Source organism: Fictibacillus halophilus (assembly GCF_042680145.1).
Lineage (GTDB): Bacteria > Bacillota > Bacilli > Bacillales > Fictibacillaceae > Fictibacillus > Fictibacillus halophilus_A.
In genome coordinates, this window is the sequence record NZ_JBHTNQ010000001.1 from 2,583,055 (window position 1) to 2,597,511 (window position 14,457).

The window sequence follows — 14,457 nt, forward strand, 5'->3', positions numbered from 1 at the left end:
CCCGGAAAAACTTCCGGGCTTTTTTCATGTGGACTTGAATTTATTTTGTTTTTCTATTTCCAAGAACTCTTCAAACTCTTTTTCATGTTTAGTCGTAACAGCTAAGTTTTGCAAGGCAAGGTGGAATTGCTGATAGTCTAGTGTAAACAAGAAGAGATCCTCAAATCCTTTTGCTGTGAACACTCCAAATTCCCATACCGCATTATAATCACGTTTATTAAGCGATTTCGCCATCAGATCCAGCACTTTCAGTATTTCCGTGCACACAATGACATTATCTTTTGCATAGTGCCTGATATAGCCAAAAGCATTATATAAATAATGGCTAAAGTCTCTTTCTTGTAAAACTACTCGCAAATTATTGTTTTTATCCACTAAATACTTTGAGAATATAGAATTCCGCGAAATCGAAGCAAGCACTTCTCCCAGCTGGTAGATAGCGTTTGTTGCAGTTTTTGGATCATAATTACCGAGAGATCTTATAGCTACCTCAACCAGTTTATTGATGCTGAATTCTATATCTTGAACTTCCGTCTGCCTTCTTCCAATACTGATAAGAGACATATACTTTTGTTCATCTACTTTATTTTCACCATTCTTCCAATACGTGATAATTGGTGTTGAAGCAAACACATAACTGCCAATCGTGTATTCCAGCTGGATCACAATATCATCTTTTTCAGCTTCTTGAATAATAGAAATAAAGTCTACCAGCTGAATGAAGCCTGATTTTCTAGCAGATATCGAATTACCCTTATTCTCACAGATATCACTGTTAACCGTACTTAGATCGTTTACTTTAAAAGGATCAACTTCATCCTCTAACGTATTTTTCACAATGGATAATGCTTCTTTTTTCATATCGTAAGTCATCTGATTTACCTGCAGCCAGGCGACTGCATGATTAATAAAAAAGATAAACGTTCCCATTGAAAACGCAGCAATGATCGCGGCGAGCAAAGGAACAGCAAAATAATATTCCGCCATTCTTTTATTCAAAAATAAAAAACTCAATAACATATAGATAAAACTCGATGTAAATATACCCAGCACGCGCTGTGTTGATTTACTTGCTATAAAGTTTTTGAGCATCCGGGGTGAAAACTGTCCTGAAAATGTTGTAAATACAACGAGAATCAAGTTAAAGGTAAAGGTAGTAAGCGTTAAGATAGCAGCGGTAAGTGTTCCCACTAGATTTCGTGTGAGATCATAATCTACCGCAAAAAAAGGGCGCATCTGATCTCCTAAATCGTACTTTAGATCAGTGGTTAGTGTAACACTCACTAATAAAGAAGAAAAAATAACATAAAGCACAGGAGTAAACCACATATTAGATTGAACAGTATGAGATAGTTCCCTCTCAGACATTTTTGTATATTTCTTTAGATAATTATCAAGCAGATTCATCCTAAACATGTGTACATCCTCTCATGACTCAAAAAAAGATTAATAACCATTCAGCAGCCAAACCGATTCCTATCATATTTTGCCCTAATTACAAAAAGTAAAACTTCCTCTATCGTTTTACTGCAAAAATAAAGAGCGATTCTCTTAAAGAATCACTCCAAAAATGTATTTCATTTAACAATGGGTTTGCTGTTTTTCTTCTTAAAGATACTCTTCACTATCTGGCTGATATCTGTATTTTTCCATATCGATTGTTCTGTTTCCTTTAAATTGTAGTCCCTCGTCTTCCAATAATGATTTTTGAGTAAAAAACAGTTCCTCATCCTGTATTCCGATTTCACCTTTTGAATTTATCACCCGATGCCATGGCAAGTTGTATTTTCCACTCATTGAATGCAGAATACGGACAACCTGCCTTGCACCTCTAGGACTTCCGGCTGCCTTTGCGATCTGGCCATAAGACATTACTTTTCCTGGCGGTATGCTTTTTATGATATTGATCACCGCTTCGGTAAAACGCTCCACGCTTTTTCCTCCTAAAACATAAAAAGGAGTGCCAAATCTTCTTCAGACTTAACACTCCTTTCCCATACTATTATTGATACATTGTTTGACGCTGCTTTTTCAAGTCTTCGTTCGCCAAGTACTCATCATAAGGCATTTCCTTATCGATGATTCCTTTTGGCGTGATTTCGATGATTCGGTTCGCGATCGTTTGTACGAACTGGTGGTCATGTGATGTGAACATCAATGAACCTTTGTAGCTAATTAAACCGTTGTTTAACGCTGTGATTGATTCAAGATCCAAATGGTTTGTAGGGTCATCAAGAACCAATACGTTTGATCCGCTTAGCATCATCTTAGACAGCATACAGCGCACTTTCTCTCCACCTGATAATACAGATGGCTTCTTCATTACTTCCTCACCTGAGAACAGCATACGGCCAAGGAATCCGCGAAGGAAGCTTTCCGTTTGGTCTTCAGGAGAATATTGACGCAGCCACTCAACAAGTGTAGGCTCGTTGCCTTCAAAGTACTTAGAGTTATCGCGCGGGAAAAATGCCTGTGAAGTCGTTACACCCCACTTATATGTGCCGCTGTCCGCTTCCATCTCACCCATTAAAATTTTGAACAATGTTGAAATCGCAATTTCTTCTTTACCAACAAAAGCAATCTTGTCTTCTTTGTTCATTACAAAGCTTACGTTATCAAGCACTTTTACGCCGTCAATCGTCTTCGAAATTCCTTCTACTCGAAGAAGGTCGTTTCCGATCTCACGGTTGATGCCAAAATGTACGTAAGGATATTTACGGGAAGAAGGCCTGATATCATCAAGAGAGATTTTATCAAGAAGCTTCTTACGTGAAGTCGCCTGCTTAGATTTAGATGCATTTGCACTAAAGCGAGCAACGAACGCCTGTAATTCCTTAATTTTCTCTTCTTTTTTCTTATTTTGATCTTGCGCCATTCTAAGAGCAAGCTGAGAAGATTCATACCAGAAATCATAGTTTCCAACATAGATCTGAATCTTTCCAAAGTCAAGGTCAGCCATGTGCGTACATACTTTGTTTAAGAAGTGACGGTCATGGGATACAACGATAACCGTGTTCTCGAAGTTGATCAGGAATTCTTCCAGCCATTGAATCGCTTGAAGGTCCAAGTTGTTCGTAGGCTCATCCAATAATAGAACGTCAGGCTTACCGAAAAGAGTTTGCGCTAATAAGACTTTTACTTTTTCAGAACCTGTTAATTCAGCAAGCTTCTTCGTATGAAGATCCTCTTTGATTCCAAGTCCTTTTAAAAGAATAGCCGCTTCTGATTCAGCTTCCCAACCGTTAAGCTCAGCGAATTCACCTTCAAGTTCAGCAGCACGCATTCCGTCTTCATCAGAGAAATCAGCTTTCATATAGATCGCGTCCTTCTCTTGCATTACCTCATATAGACGGGTATGTCCCATAATAACAGTCTGCATAACCTCTTGATCTTCGTATTCGAAGTGGTTCTGTTTTAAAACCGCTAAACGCTCGCCTGGTGTCATGTGAACGTCACCTGTTTGCGCCTCGATCTCACCCGATAAAATTTTCAAGAAAGTTGATTTCCCCGCACCGTTCGCACCGATCAAACCATAGCAGTTTCCTGGCGTGAACTTTATATTAACGTCTTCAAACAGCTTGCGGTCGCCGTAGCGAAGACCAACGTTAGTTACTGTAATCATTTAGGTTCTCTCCTTTGTAAAAAACACATTCCCAATGATTGTATCATAAATGAACGGCATTCAACTTTACAATCTTGTACCCGCTGTGAATTTTTTAAACTTAAATGCATGAAAAAAGCTCAAATGCCGAAGCCTTTGAGCTTTTAAGTCATTATACCGCTGGTGAAGATGGTGCTTGTGTGTTGTCTTTTTTCAACAACCAATATTGGCTGCCCAGCATAAGAGCAAATGCCGCGAGTCCGATTGCACTGTATATACCCTCTGGATAGATCAGTAAGAAACCAATGATGACAGCTGCTGCTCTTTCTAACCAATTAAGAGGGCGCATCCAATAGCCGATCATACCCGCACCGATTGCGATCATTCCTACAAAAGCAGTTGAAATAACCCAAACGGCCTCAGTCCACGTCGTATCGATGAGCATAAGCTGAGGTGAGATAACGAAGATGTACGGAATAATAAACGCAGCAATGGCGAGTTTAGACGATATGATTCCTGTTCGTATCGGTTCCCCTCCTGATACACCAGCTGCAGCAAAAGCTGCCAGTGCTACTGGAGGTGTAATATCAGCGATTATCCCAAAATAGAACACGAACATATGCGCCGAAAGATCCGGAACACCAAATAATAGAATGGCTGGTGCTGCAATAGTAGATGTGATTACATAGTTTGCTGTTGTTGGTGATCCCATACCTAGTACGAGGGACGCGATCATCGTTAAAATCAACGTTGGAATTAAATAACCGCCTGAAAGTTCAAGCAAGCCATTCGCCATTTTAAGGCCGACACCTGTAACTGTTACAACACCGACGATCATACCCGCAGCTGCTGTAGCTGCAGCAACGCCAAGAGCCGTTCTGGCACCATCGGCTAATGCTTCAACAAAGAGCTTCGGTCCCATGCGAGTTTGCTTATTGAACATACCAACGGCAATCGCACTTACGATAGACCATAGAGCCGCTTTGGTTACACTCATCCCGCTCATTAACAGAAAAATAACGACAAAGATCGGTATCAATAAGTAAATTTGTTTGATGACTCTTTTTGTCTCAGGCATTTCTTCTCGTGAAAGGCCTCTAAGACCAATTCGTTTCGCTTCAAAGTGGGTCATGATCCAGATTCCCGCGAAATAAAGAATCGCAGGGATAGCAGCAGCTTTGGCGATATCCCAATATGTAATGCCGCCACCAATGAATTCAACCATGAGGAACGCTGCCGCACCCATAACCGGAGGCATGATCTGGCCACCTGTAGAAGATGCAGCTTCAACAGCACCTGCAAAGTTTTTATCATAACCTAGACGTTTCATCATTGGAATTGTAAAAGCACCCGATGTTACAACGTTAGCAACTGAGCTTCCACTTATTGTACCTTGAAGGGCACTAGAGAAAATGGCAACCTTAGCAGGACCACCTACACGTCTTCCTGCAATCACGATTGATAAATCATTAAAATACTCCCCAACTCCTGTTTTTACGAGAAACGCTCCAAATAAGAGGAACAAGAAGATATAAGTTGACGAAACAGCCAGAGGAGTACCTAGAATACCCTCTGTTGTAAAAAACATAGTTCTTACAATACGCTCAACGCTTAATCCTTTATGCTCTAAGAACCCCGGCATAAAAGGCCCGAGATACGCGTAAAGCAAGAACAGGCTTGCAATGATTGTAATCGGAAGTCCTACAACACGTCTTGTTGCTTCTAAAACAAGTAGGATAGCTATTAGACCAATAATAAAATCTTGCGTGGTTAGTCTTCCAATCCTCATAACGAGATCGTCCATAAATATGTACCAATATGATCCTACTGCTATGGATAAAACAGCGAGAATCATGTCATACCAAGCCACCTGAAATAGCGGCTTCTTCTCTTTTTTCTTTTTAGATGCTGGAAATAATAAAAAGATCAGAGTAAGAGCAAAACCTAAATGAATTGTCCGTTGCAGCTGTGCGGGCAATACGCCGAAAATTGCTGTATATAGCTGGAATAAAGAAAATGCAACAAGACCAATCAGTGTAATCCAATAAAGTGCACCTTTTAACTTCCTGAAACCTGCTTCAGGATCATACTTTTCCATCAGTTCTTGTACAGCTTGATCTGACATTTGTTCACGTTGTATTTGATTTTTATTATCCAAGTTTTTTCCCTCCAATCAACCATTGCCATACATTTACCTTCTCTGTCTTTATTCGAACCCAAGATCCTTTTTCACTAAAGTTAGAGAAGGGATACTCATGTCCATCATACAGAAGCGTGTGATTGGCGATGATTTGTCCGGTTCGAATATCTAGTAAAGGAAAAGTCCGGTTCATGTTGGACAAGATATAAGTCCCATCTTTTTGTGTTAATACCTCAGTTCCGGTCGTCCCAGAAGGCATCCCTACTCCAAATTCCTCAAAACGCATTTCAGTCTGAATAATTATTCCTTCCTCATTCGTATGATAAGTTTCCAGTACTGGCGTTCGATGAATCGAGTGTATGTATTTGATACTAAATTCTTCTTCAGGCTTTATTTTCATAAAAGCTAACCGTTCTCCTGTCTCACCATCTTCTATAACCAACCCTAAAAAGGCAGGATGCAGACTTGCGGCAGCGAGAACACTAACTATCAAAATGATTCCTAATATGCGCTTCATAAGAATACATGGACTAAAGATAATTCCTTAGTCCATGATTACACCTCTTATTTTAAGATTCCTTTTTCTTTAAAATACTTTTCAGCTCCTGGATGGAATTCAATCCCCATACCCTCTACAGCTTTTTCAGCAGAAATCAGTTCTCCTTTAGCGTGACTAATCTTATCTGTGTTTTCAAAGATAGCTTTTGTGATCTGATACACTGCGTCTTCTTCCATGTCTTTACGAACAGTCAGCATAGATAGAACAGCTACTGTTTTCACATCTGCTTCTAATTTATATGTGCCGCTTTTTACAGTGTCCTCAATATAGTATGGATATGCATCAATAAGCTCTTTAATCTTATCGTCAGCGATCGGTACGATAGTTACTGGCTTCGTAGCCGATAATGCATCTACAGCCCCTGTTGGTGTACCTGCTGTAATAAATGCAGCTTGAATGTTTCCATCCTGAATTCCTTCAGCGGATTCATCGAACGAAAGATGCTGAGCTGTAATATCTTCCATCGTCATGCCATGAATTTTCAAGATTTGTTCTGCGTTAGCGAATGTTCCGCTTCCTGGCGCCCCTACTGAAACCTTTTTCCCTTTTAAATCTTCAACACTTTTAATGCCGCTGTCTTTAAGCGTAACAATTTGAATTGTCTCAGGATACAAAGTACCAATACCTGCAATTTGATCTACTTTCTCCTTAAACATCTCCTTACCTTCAGCTGCGTAACTAGCGATATCTGTCTGTGTAAATGCTATATCAGCATCTCCATCTTGTATAAGCTGCATGTTTTCAACTGAAGCACCCGATGCTTGTGAGTTCGCTTCTACGTCTAACTCATCACCGATAATTTTTGCCATCTCTCCACCGAGTGGATAGTATGTACCGCCCGTTCCACCTGTCACAATACTGAGTCGATCAAGATTTAAAGCAGGACTTTCTCCTGATTCCTCTTTTTCAGATGGAGTTTCAATCTTTTGTCCGCAAGCGGCCAAAGAGAAAGCAAGAATCAGTATGAAAAATAACGCGATCCCCTTTTTCATGTTATTCCTCCTCAATGGAATTTAATTACTTTTTTATAGTTTAGCATAACGTTGAATAAAATTGCAGAATAATTATAATTTTTTGATATTATTATACAAAAAAAGAGGGCGACCGAAGTCACCCTGTTTGTTTTAACTGACGAATGCACGGAGCATCCAGTTGTGTTTAGCCAGACTTTCCCGAACTGAAAGCAGCATGTCATGGGTAACTTCATCGCCTTCGCGCTCAGTTACTTCCATGCCTTCTTTAATCTCAGAGATCAATAGCTCAAAATCATTCATTACGTTATGAACCATCTCTTCCGCTGATTCGCCGCCATTAGCTTCCTCTACTGTAGCCATATCCAAATATTCTTTCATGGATGCTACAGGTGTACCTTTTAGAACAAGCAATCGTTCAGCAAGCTCATCAATATTTGTTGCTGCTTCATTGTACAGTTCCTCAAATTTTTCATGAAGGGTAAAGAAATGAGGACCTTTTACATACCAATGATAGTTATGCAGTTTCACAAATAGCACATTCCAGTTTGCAACCTGTTTGTTTAGTACATCTTGAATGGAATCCATAAACATGACCTCCTATTTTGTTTCTTCATTTAAAACACGGTTCAAGCGTTTGCGAAGCATGTCCATTCCGCTTCCGCCTGCTTGGAAATGACGCAGTTTACCTTCTTTATCGAAAACATAATAAGCCGGAACATATTTGTTTTCAAAAGCATCAGTCAGCTTGTGTTCACTGTCCACATAGATCGGCTGTGAAATATCATGACCCATTGCCATCTGTTCAATTACACTCATATCCAGATCGTTTTCAGAACGAGGCATATGAACGGCTACCACGTTTAAGTCATCTTCATACTCGTCACGAAACTCATTCACATCAGGCATTGCCTCTTTACAAAGCCCGCAGCTTACTGACCAAAAATGGATCAGTGTTGCTTTTTCTCCCACAAGATCTTCTTTTTTCACTTCATCGTTCAACCATGCTGTAGCACCATCTAATTCAGGCATTTGTTCACGTAATTTCATCTCTTATAACCTCCATTTGTTAAACAGTTGTTTAATTTTATTAGGTTTAATCTCTAATATTTTTACATGTTTTTGTAAAAACGCTTCGTTGTCAGTTGATTGGAGCGCAAGATGTGAGACTCCTAAGGGCGCATAGCGTCGAGGAGGCTCACCGCACGCCCAAAACGAACACCTGGAGCGAAAATCAACCACTTCCACTAACAACAAAGAGTGTGCCAAACCTTATAGTGTCTTTTGACCAGGCTTCCAGTTAGCCGGGCAAAGACCGCCGGTTTGTAGTGCTTGTAAGACACGCAATGTTTCGTCAGCATCTCGTCCGATGTTGTTATGGAAAACAACTTGGTACATCATTTCGCCTTCAGGATTAATAATGAACAATCCCCGTAATGCGACACCCTCTTCTTCAATTAAGACACCGTAGTCACGGGAAACTTGGTGGTTTGTATCTGCAGCAAGCGGATAGTTCAGCTCACCCAGCCCGTTATCTTCACGCTTAGTGTTGATCCATGCTAGATGCGTATGAACCGTATCAGTTGAAACTCCGATCACTTCAGCATCCAAGTCCTCGAATTCATCATATCGGTCAGACAATGCCGTGATTTCTGTCGGACATACAAAGGTAAAGTCCATTGGATAAAAGAAAAGGACTGTCCATTTTCCGTTTTTCATGTTCTCTTCTAAACTTACTTTTTTCGTCTCTTTGTTAGGCATGATCGCTTCCATTTCAAAACGAGGTGCCTGTTTGCCTACCATTCTTTCTGCCATAATTTATTCCACTCCTTTTATCTTTAAATGATAATGAATTTCATTATCATGTTTTTATCAACAATCTTAATTATACTGATTGCTTGTTTGAAGTCAATACTAATTTATAATAATTATTAATAAAGAACAAGTATTGTGCTCAACTCTCCTTTTTATGATAGAGATAACACATTCATTGTAAATCCCCACGAAATTGAACGATAAACAAACGAGTGCACTCTTAAAAATCACCACAAAAAAACCTTGCTTCATTTAAGCAAGGTTTACGCGTTATCTTCTTTTTGAGTTTGAATCTGCCCTGATATCAGGCTTTTATTTTTCATTAGGATAGGGATACAGGCTGCCAAAATAACCAGACAAACGGCGATCGCGATAACTGTTCCATTCCCTTTTATAAAACTATCCCCCAGCAGGTTATATGCCAGTGTTCCTGGCAGCACACCGAGCATGGTTGCAAAAACATAAGACCCAAGCTTTAATCGGGAAATTCCTGCTACATAACTTACAAGATCAAAATTCAGAATTGGAATGATCCTGAGGAGGAAGATATAAAAGAACCCTTTTTCTTTTAATTGTTTCTGCCATTTTTCAATCCTGGATGCAGAATCTGTTGTCTTTTTCAGCCAGCGGGCACCCAAATGTTTGGCAAGATAAAAAGAAATGACTGCACCCAGTGTTGCACTAAAAACAGTATAAACCGTTCCCCAAATCGCCCCAAAAGCAAGTCCGCCAGCTAGGGATAGAACCGATATTGGAAAAAGTGTAAAAGGACGAATAACATTGATCAAGACATATATAATAGGTGCGATCATGCCAAAGGACAACACCCAGTCACGTAAAGACATAGGGGTAAGTTTGAAAACAAAATGGTTGAGTGCGAACAAAAGAACAACAGCAGCAAAAAGGACTGTTAACTTCACCCAAGTGTTTTTCTTCATAAAGACCCCTTCTTTACTGACGAATTTTTTTAAAAAGAGCAGTCTATGAACTATTCCCTTATATTGACTTTACATAAACAAACTACCTAACTATTTTTAATAATAATGCCATTTCCGGCTGGATCCTTAACATAAATGTGGTTAGATTCAGCAGTAAACGCTATATTGTGCTGCTGCAGCGACTGTTTTAAAGTCTGAAGAACCTCTGCATTCGGCACAACGATTTCATAATGCTGAAGACCCGCAGCATCTATAGGTGAAGGAATAGAATTCGGGCCGTTCCAAATGTTTAATGCAATATGGTGATGATATCCTCCCGCAGAGATGAATAAAGCATGATTGGCCATTCTTGTTTGTTCTTCAAAACCGAGCACATTCACATAGAACTCTTCTGCTTCAGGAATATTTGTCACGTTTAAATGCACATGCCCCATCACCGTCTTTTCGGGTAGACCATTCCACATTTTGTTATCAGCCTCATCTAATAAATCATGTACATCTAAAGGTTCGCTCACTGCAGGCAAATTTCCTTTTTCATCGCGAACCCAATCGTTCCGATCCACATCTCGATAAACTTCTATCCCGTTGTTTTCTGGATCCTGCAGGTAAATGGCTTCACTGAATTTATGGTCGGATGCTCCAGCAAGACGGGTATCTGTTTTTATAAAATGCTGAAGAACATTCGCAAGATCTACTCTTGTGGGTACAAGCAATGCTAAATGGTATAAGCCCGCACTGCGAACCGGACGCTGTTCAAGCTTTGGATTGCCTTCTAAGGTCAGTAGCGGCTTAATTCCGTCAGCTGTTAACTGTGCAGCAGAATCTGATCTAGTGAGTATTTTTAATCCAATGGTCTCTGTATAAAACCGAATAAGTTTCTCCAGGTCTTTTACCTTGAGTGTGACATTGCCGATATGTGTATCTTTATGAATAGGATTCATTATATAAACCTTCTTTCAATAAAATATATTAATTACTTTATGTAAGTAATTATAAAATAGTTATTAACAAACTTCAAGCGCAAAATAAAAAGGAGCTGATTTTTATCAGCCCCCGATATATGACATCTCTATTTTTTTTCGTTCTTCAGCATTCTGTTCTCTTCTTTCATCTGAATAACGATCTTTTCTGTTACTCCATGTGTTTAAAATTCGCTCATAAACCTCCTGATCGGAAGCCCCATGACGGATAAAGTGTTTAAAATCAGTACCGCTAGAAGCAAATAAGCAAGTATACACTTTTCCATCTGCCGAAAGACGAGCCCTTGTGCATGTAGAACAAAATGTATCACTAATAGAAGAAATAATACCGATCTCACCTGTGCCGTCTTTGTATTGATACCTTTTTGCAACTTCACCATAATAATGGCCAGAAACCGGTTCAAGAGGAAGTTCATCGCCGATTATCTTTAAGATTTGATCCTTAGAAACAACATCATCCCAGTTCCATCCGTTTGATGTACCAACATCCATATATTCAATGAAACGAAGCACATAAGGAGTATTCTTAAAATAACGAGCCATTGGCAGAATCTCCTTATCATTTACCCCTTTTTTTACCATCATGTTAATTTTCACTTGAAGACCAGCTTGATGGGCAGCTTCTATTCCTTTTAAAATAGGCTGAACCCCGACTCCCCGTCCGTTAATGCTTCCGAAAAGCTGATCATCAAGCGTATCAAGGCTTACGGTAACTCGGTCCATTCCTGCTTCTTTAATTTCAGCTGCAAGTTTAGGCAGCAAAACACCATTTGTTGTTAATGCAATATCTTTTATTCCTTCAATAGAACGAAGCCTTTTTAAAAGATCGGGTAACCCTTTACGCAATAAGGGTTCACCGCCTGTAATACGGATTTTCTCAACGCCTGAACGCGCAAATTGAGTGGCTATCCGTACGATCTCATCAAAAGATAATAACTCCTCATTCGTTAAGAATGGATAATCCGTTCCGAAAATTTCTTTAGGCATACAGTACGTACAGCGAAAATTACATTGGTCGGTTACCGATATCCGTAAATCGCGAAGAGGACGCTGCCATTGGTCAACAACTTTCTTTTTATCCATAACATCACGCCATTATTTTAGTATTTTTCTAAATGTACCACGAATAAAAGGAAGTTAAAACCAGAAAGGCATTTTCGAAACACATCTATATCTTAATATGGATCTTTAGTTCTTAATTACTATTTACCTATTGTTTGGCAATTTATATGCATCATTTTTACCAAATTTTTATAAAATTTAATAGCTATTTCCTTGATTTGCCGGTGTTTTTAGAGCATGATGCGTAAAGTGAAAATAATCAGTTGCCACTTCCCCTTGTGTATTGATGATGAAAGTGTTACGATTAGGAAGAATTATTTTTGTTCGATTGTAACAGGTAAACGATTATCTTGATATTTTTGAGCAAGGATAGTATTATTGTGCGGATTGGCACGACAGGAGGCAACAAACATGGAACAAGGTAAAGTTAAATGGTTTAACGCAGAAAAAGGTTTCGGATTCATCGAGCGCGAAGGTGGAGACGACGTATTCGTACATTTCTCAGCTATCCAATCAGAAGGTTTCAAGTCATTAGATGAAGGTCAAGACGTAACTTTTGAAGTTGAACAAGGTCAACGCGGACCTCAAGCTACTAACGTACGTAAGGCGTAATTGCCTAAATAGATAAACAGGACTCTTTCTTAGAGGCCTGTTTTTTTTTTGCCTCTTTTTTATATATCGACACCTTTTTAATTTATTTCATACTTTTAAAAATTTTTCAGTAATTTCAAACATATATGAATTGTTTTTGCTACAATAAAATTAACGTCTTAAAATATTAGGAGTAGTAAATGGATCTTCATATGATGCAAAAGCTTGATCAAATCGAAATCGGTAAGAAGATTAACGAAAATGCAGAACTAATCGCCCAGAAGATCATCACAAACATTATAAAAAATGAAACGTATGTTTCACTTCAGCATAGAGATCAAGGACAGGAAGGACTCGAAGCATCCATCACTTTTATCCAGTTAATAGGAGACGCGATTTCTGGCAAATTGGCTGATCCGCAAGAGACTATCTCTCAATGGGGTGAAAAGGTTGGAATGGCTGCTATTCATTCAGGTCAGCCTCTTGATAAATCATTGGAGAGCACTTCCTATTATCGCAATTCAATTTGGGATTTTATTAAAGAAGAAGGCTCCCTGCAATCCATGTCAGCTGAATCTGTCTTACACATTTCAACCACGATTAATCCGATGATTGATTATGCCGTACAAGCGTTCAGCAAATCTTATGTGAACAACTATCGGGATATGGCGGAAAAGTTTCACTTATCCCTTCAAGAACTCTCAGTTCCAGTTGTCCCGCTCTTCCCTGGGGTAGCCGTACTTCCTGTTGTTGGAGAAATTGATACAAATCGAGCAAAAATTTTATTAGACTCAACTTTGCAGCAATGTGTTGAAAGCGAAATCACTTCACTTGTTATTGACTTATCAGGAGTAAGCTACATTGATACGATGGTTGCTCATCGCATTTTCCAGCTCGTATCAACGTTAAAACTTCTTGGCGTAAAAACGACACTTACCGGATTAAGTCCAGAGATTGCACAAACTTCCGTAAGCTTAAACTTGGACTTTAGCGAAATCACCTTAAAAGGGAATCTGCTTCAAGCCTTAGCGGATTTTGGATATGGCAAACTTAATAAATAAAAAAGAACAGATCCTGCAGGGGTCTGTTCTTTGAATTTTAAGATTGTTCGCGTTTTAGATCCTCTAATTCCTTTAAGAGACTGACCACCATTTCATCACTTTTTTTCAGCTCATAATTAAGCATGGTGATGGTCTCTTCCTCCCAAGCAAACGGATCTCCGTGTTCAGGTGTAGTTGGGACATTTTCATAAATATCCCCTTCTTCTCTATCATTTGGTTCAAAATAAATAGCTATTTCACAAACCGGATCCTCAATAGCAATTCGTTGACGCAACGTGACTTTTCCATAACCGAATTTCCGTGCTGCAATGCCACCTAGCACACTGGATGTCATTTTGCATAGGTGTGGGGCATCCTTAACAAACTCTCCGAAAGGACACTCTTTTGCACGAACTACTACATGGTCAGGATTCACACTGACAATTTCAAGATGCCCGCCGATTGAATTCTTCAAATCCACTATTACATGAACATATTGGTCAACCGTCCAGTGCAGTGGATCTTCATAAAATCTTTCGATCCATTCACCTGTTCTCAGTCCAAGCTGTTCAATATATCTTTCAGCTGAAGGACCGATCGTTTTTCTATGAATTAAGGCATATTGAGTAATAAGTTTTGCTAAAAAAGTGTGTCCATTTAATTCACCTTTTGAAAGGCGCATAACACATCTACCCTTTCCTTTATGAATTACATGCTGTTCTTAGATTGGTTGGTAAGATATGGACAACACTCTTTGGAT

At 39.3% G+C, this 14,457-nt stretch carries 15 protein-coding genes; 2 read left to right on the forward strand and 13 right to left on the reverse strand.

The annotated features are described in order from the left end of the window. Positions 1-24 precede the first annotated feature (24 nt). From ACFQ4X_RS13295 to moaA, 12 genes are all read right to left on the reverse strand, one after another. A complete protein-coding gene (locus ACFQ4X_RS13295; protein WP_379835833.1) occupies positions 25-1,416 on the reverse strand; it encodes a DUF2254 domain-containing protein in 1,392 nt (463 codons plus the stop codon). Positions 1,417-1,608: 192 nt separating this feature from the next. Then, complete coding sequence (locus ACFQ4X_RS13300; protein ID WP_379835835.1) at positions 1,609-1,932, reverse strand: MGMT family protein; 324 nt, start codon at positions 1,930-1,932, stop codon at positions 1,609-1,611. A 70-nt stretch (positions 1,933-2,002) separates the two neighbouring features. Further along, positions 2,003-3,622, reverse strand: a complete 1,620-nt coding sequence (locus ACFQ4X_RS13305; RefSeq protein ID WP_379835837.1) for an ABC-F family ATP-binding cassette domain-containing protein — start codon at positions 3,620-3,622, stop codon at positions 2,003-2,005. Between the two features lie 151 nt (positions 3,623-3,773). Beyond that, positions 3,774-5,726: a TRAP transporter permease gene (locus ACFQ4X_RS13310; RefSeq protein WP_379837168.1), complete on the reverse strand. Its 1,953-nt coding sequence runs from the start codon at positions 5,724-5,726 to the stop codon at positions 3,774-3,776. A gap of 25 nt (positions 5,727-5,751) precedes the next feature. After that, positions 5,752-6,234, reverse strand: a complete 483-nt coding sequence (locus tag ACFQ4X_RS13315) for a DUF1850 domain-containing protein (RefSeq protein WP_379835839.1) — start codon at positions 6,232-6,234, stop codon at positions 5,752-5,754. Positions 6,235-6,305: 71 nt separating this feature from the next. Next, a complete protein-coding gene (locus tag ACFQ4X_RS13320; protein WP_379835841.1) occupies positions 6,306-7,292 on the reverse strand; it encodes a TAXI family TRAP transporter solute-binding subunit in 987 nt (328 codons plus the stop codon). A gap of 132 nt (positions 7,293-7,424) precedes the next feature. Next, on the reverse strand, positions 7,425-7,865 hold the full coding sequence (locus tag ACFQ4X_RS13325) for a Dps family protein (RefSeq protein WP_379835843.1): 441 nt from the start codon (positions 7,863-7,865) through the stop codon (positions 7,425-7,427). Positions 7,866-7,871: 6 nt separating this feature from the next. Next, on the reverse strand, positions 7,872-8,321 hold the full coding sequence (locus tag ACFQ4X_RS13330) for a TlpA family protein disulfide reductase (RefSeq protein ID WP_379835845.1): 450 nt from the start codon (positions 8,319-8,321) through the stop codon (positions 7,872-7,874). 222 nt (positions 8,322-8,543) lie between these two features. Continuing rightward, positions 8,544-9,086, reverse strand: a complete 543-nt coding sequence (locus ACFQ4X_RS13335; protein ID WP_226535843.1) for a peroxiredoxin — start codon at positions 9,084-9,086, stop codon at positions 8,544-8,546. A gap of 263 nt (positions 9,087-9,349) precedes the next feature. Beyond that, positions 9,350-10,024, reverse strand: coding sequence for a TVP38/TMEM64 family protein (locus ACFQ4X_RS13340; RefSeq protein WP_379835847.1), 675 nt, complete (start codon positions 10,022-10,024; stop codon positions 9,350-9,352). Positions 10,025-10,110: 86 nt separating this feature from the next. Next, positions 10,111-10,965, reverse strand: a complete 855-nt coding sequence (locus ACFQ4X_RS13345) for a VOC family protein (protein WP_379835849.1) — start codon at positions 10,963-10,965, stop codon at positions 10,111-10,113. A gap of 105 nt (positions 10,966-11,070) precedes the next feature. Continuing rightward, complete coding sequence (moaA, locus tag ACFQ4X_RS13350) at positions 11,071-12,087, reverse strand: GTP 3',8-cyclase MoaA (RefSeq protein ID WP_379835851.1); 1,017 nt, start codon at positions 12,085-12,087, stop codon at positions 11,071-11,073. Between the two features lie 390 nt (positions 12,088-12,477). On the opposite strand from moaA, the gene ACFQ4X_RS13355 reads away from it, so the two are divergent. Both ACFQ4X_RS13355 and ACFQ4X_RS13360 read left to right on the forward strand, forming a co-directional pair. Next, complete coding sequence (locus ACFQ4X_RS13355) at positions 12,478-12,678, forward strand: cold-shock protein (protein ID WP_066292711.1); 201 nt, start codon at positions 12,478-12,480, stop codon at positions 12,676-12,678. Positions 12,679-12,857: 179 nt separating this feature from the next. Beyond that, positions 12,858-13,718, forward strand: a complete 861-nt coding sequence (locus ACFQ4X_RS13360; protein ID WP_379835853.1) for an STAS domain-containing protein — start codon at positions 12,858-12,860, stop codon at positions 13,716-13,718. Positions 13,719-13,755: 37 nt separating this feature from the next. On the opposite strand, the gene ACFQ4X_RS13365 is transcribed toward ACFQ4X_RS13360, so the two are convergent. After that, positions 13,756-14,379, reverse strand: a complete 624-nt coding sequence (locus tag ACFQ4X_RS13365) for a methanogen output domain 1-containing protein (RefSeq protein WP_379835855.1) — start codon at positions 14,377-14,379, stop codon at positions 13,756-13,758. Positions 14,380-14,457 lie beyond the last annotated feature (78 nt).

Coding starts and splice junctions, on each gene's coding strand:
- ACFQ4X_RS13295 (WP_379835833.1), bottom strand. CDS start 1,416: ATGTTTAGGATGAATCTGCTTGATAATTATCTAAAGAAATATACAAAA.
- ACFQ4X_RS13305 (WP_379835837.1), bottom strand. CDS start 3,622: ATGATTACAGTAACTAACGTTGGTCTTCGCTACGGCGACCGCAAGCTG.
- ACFQ4X_RS13310 (WP_379837168.1), bottom strand. CDS start 5,726: ATGTCAGATCAAGCTGTACAAGAACTGATGGAAAAGTATGATCCTGAA.
- ACFQ4X_RS13320 (WP_379835841.1), bottom strand. CDS start 7,292: ATGAAAAAGGGGATCGCGTTATTTTTCATACTGATTCTTGCTTTCTCT.
- ACFQ4X_RS13325 (WP_379835843.1), bottom strand. CDS start 7,865: ATGTTTATGGATTCCATTCAAGATGTACTAAACAAACAGGTTGCAAAC.
- ACFQ4X_RS13330 (WP_379835845.1), bottom strand. CDS start 8,321: ATGAAATTACGTGAACAAATGCCTGAATTAGATGGTGCTACAGCATGG.
- ACFQ4X_RS13335 (WP_226535843.1), bottom strand. CDS start 9,086: ATGGCAGAAAGAATGGTAGGCAAACAGGCACCTCGTTTTGAAATGGAA.
- ACFQ4X_RS13340 (WP_379835847.1), bottom strand. CDS start 10,024: ATGAAGAAAAACACTTGGGTGAAGTTAACAGTCCTTTTTGCTGCTGTT.
- ACFQ4X_RS13345 (WP_379835849.1), bottom strand. CDS start 10,965: ATGAATCCTATTCATAAAGATACACATATCGGCAATGTCACACTCAAG.
- moaA (WP_379835851.1), bottom strand. CDS start 12,087: ATGGATAAAAAGAAAGTTGTTGACCAATGGCAGCGTCCTCTTCGCGAT.
- ACFQ4X_RS13355 (WP_066292711.1), top strand. CDS start 12,478: ATGGAACAAGGTAAAGTTAAATGGTTTAACGCAGAAAAAGGTTTCGGA.
- ACFQ4X_RS13360 (WP_379835853.1), top strand. CDS start 12,858: ATGGATCTTCATATGATGCAAAAGCTTGATCAAATCGAAATCGGTAAG.
- ACFQ4X_RS13365 (WP_379835855.1), bottom strand. CDS start 14,379: ATGCGCCTTTCAAAAGGTGAATTAAATGGACACACTTTTTTAGCAAAA.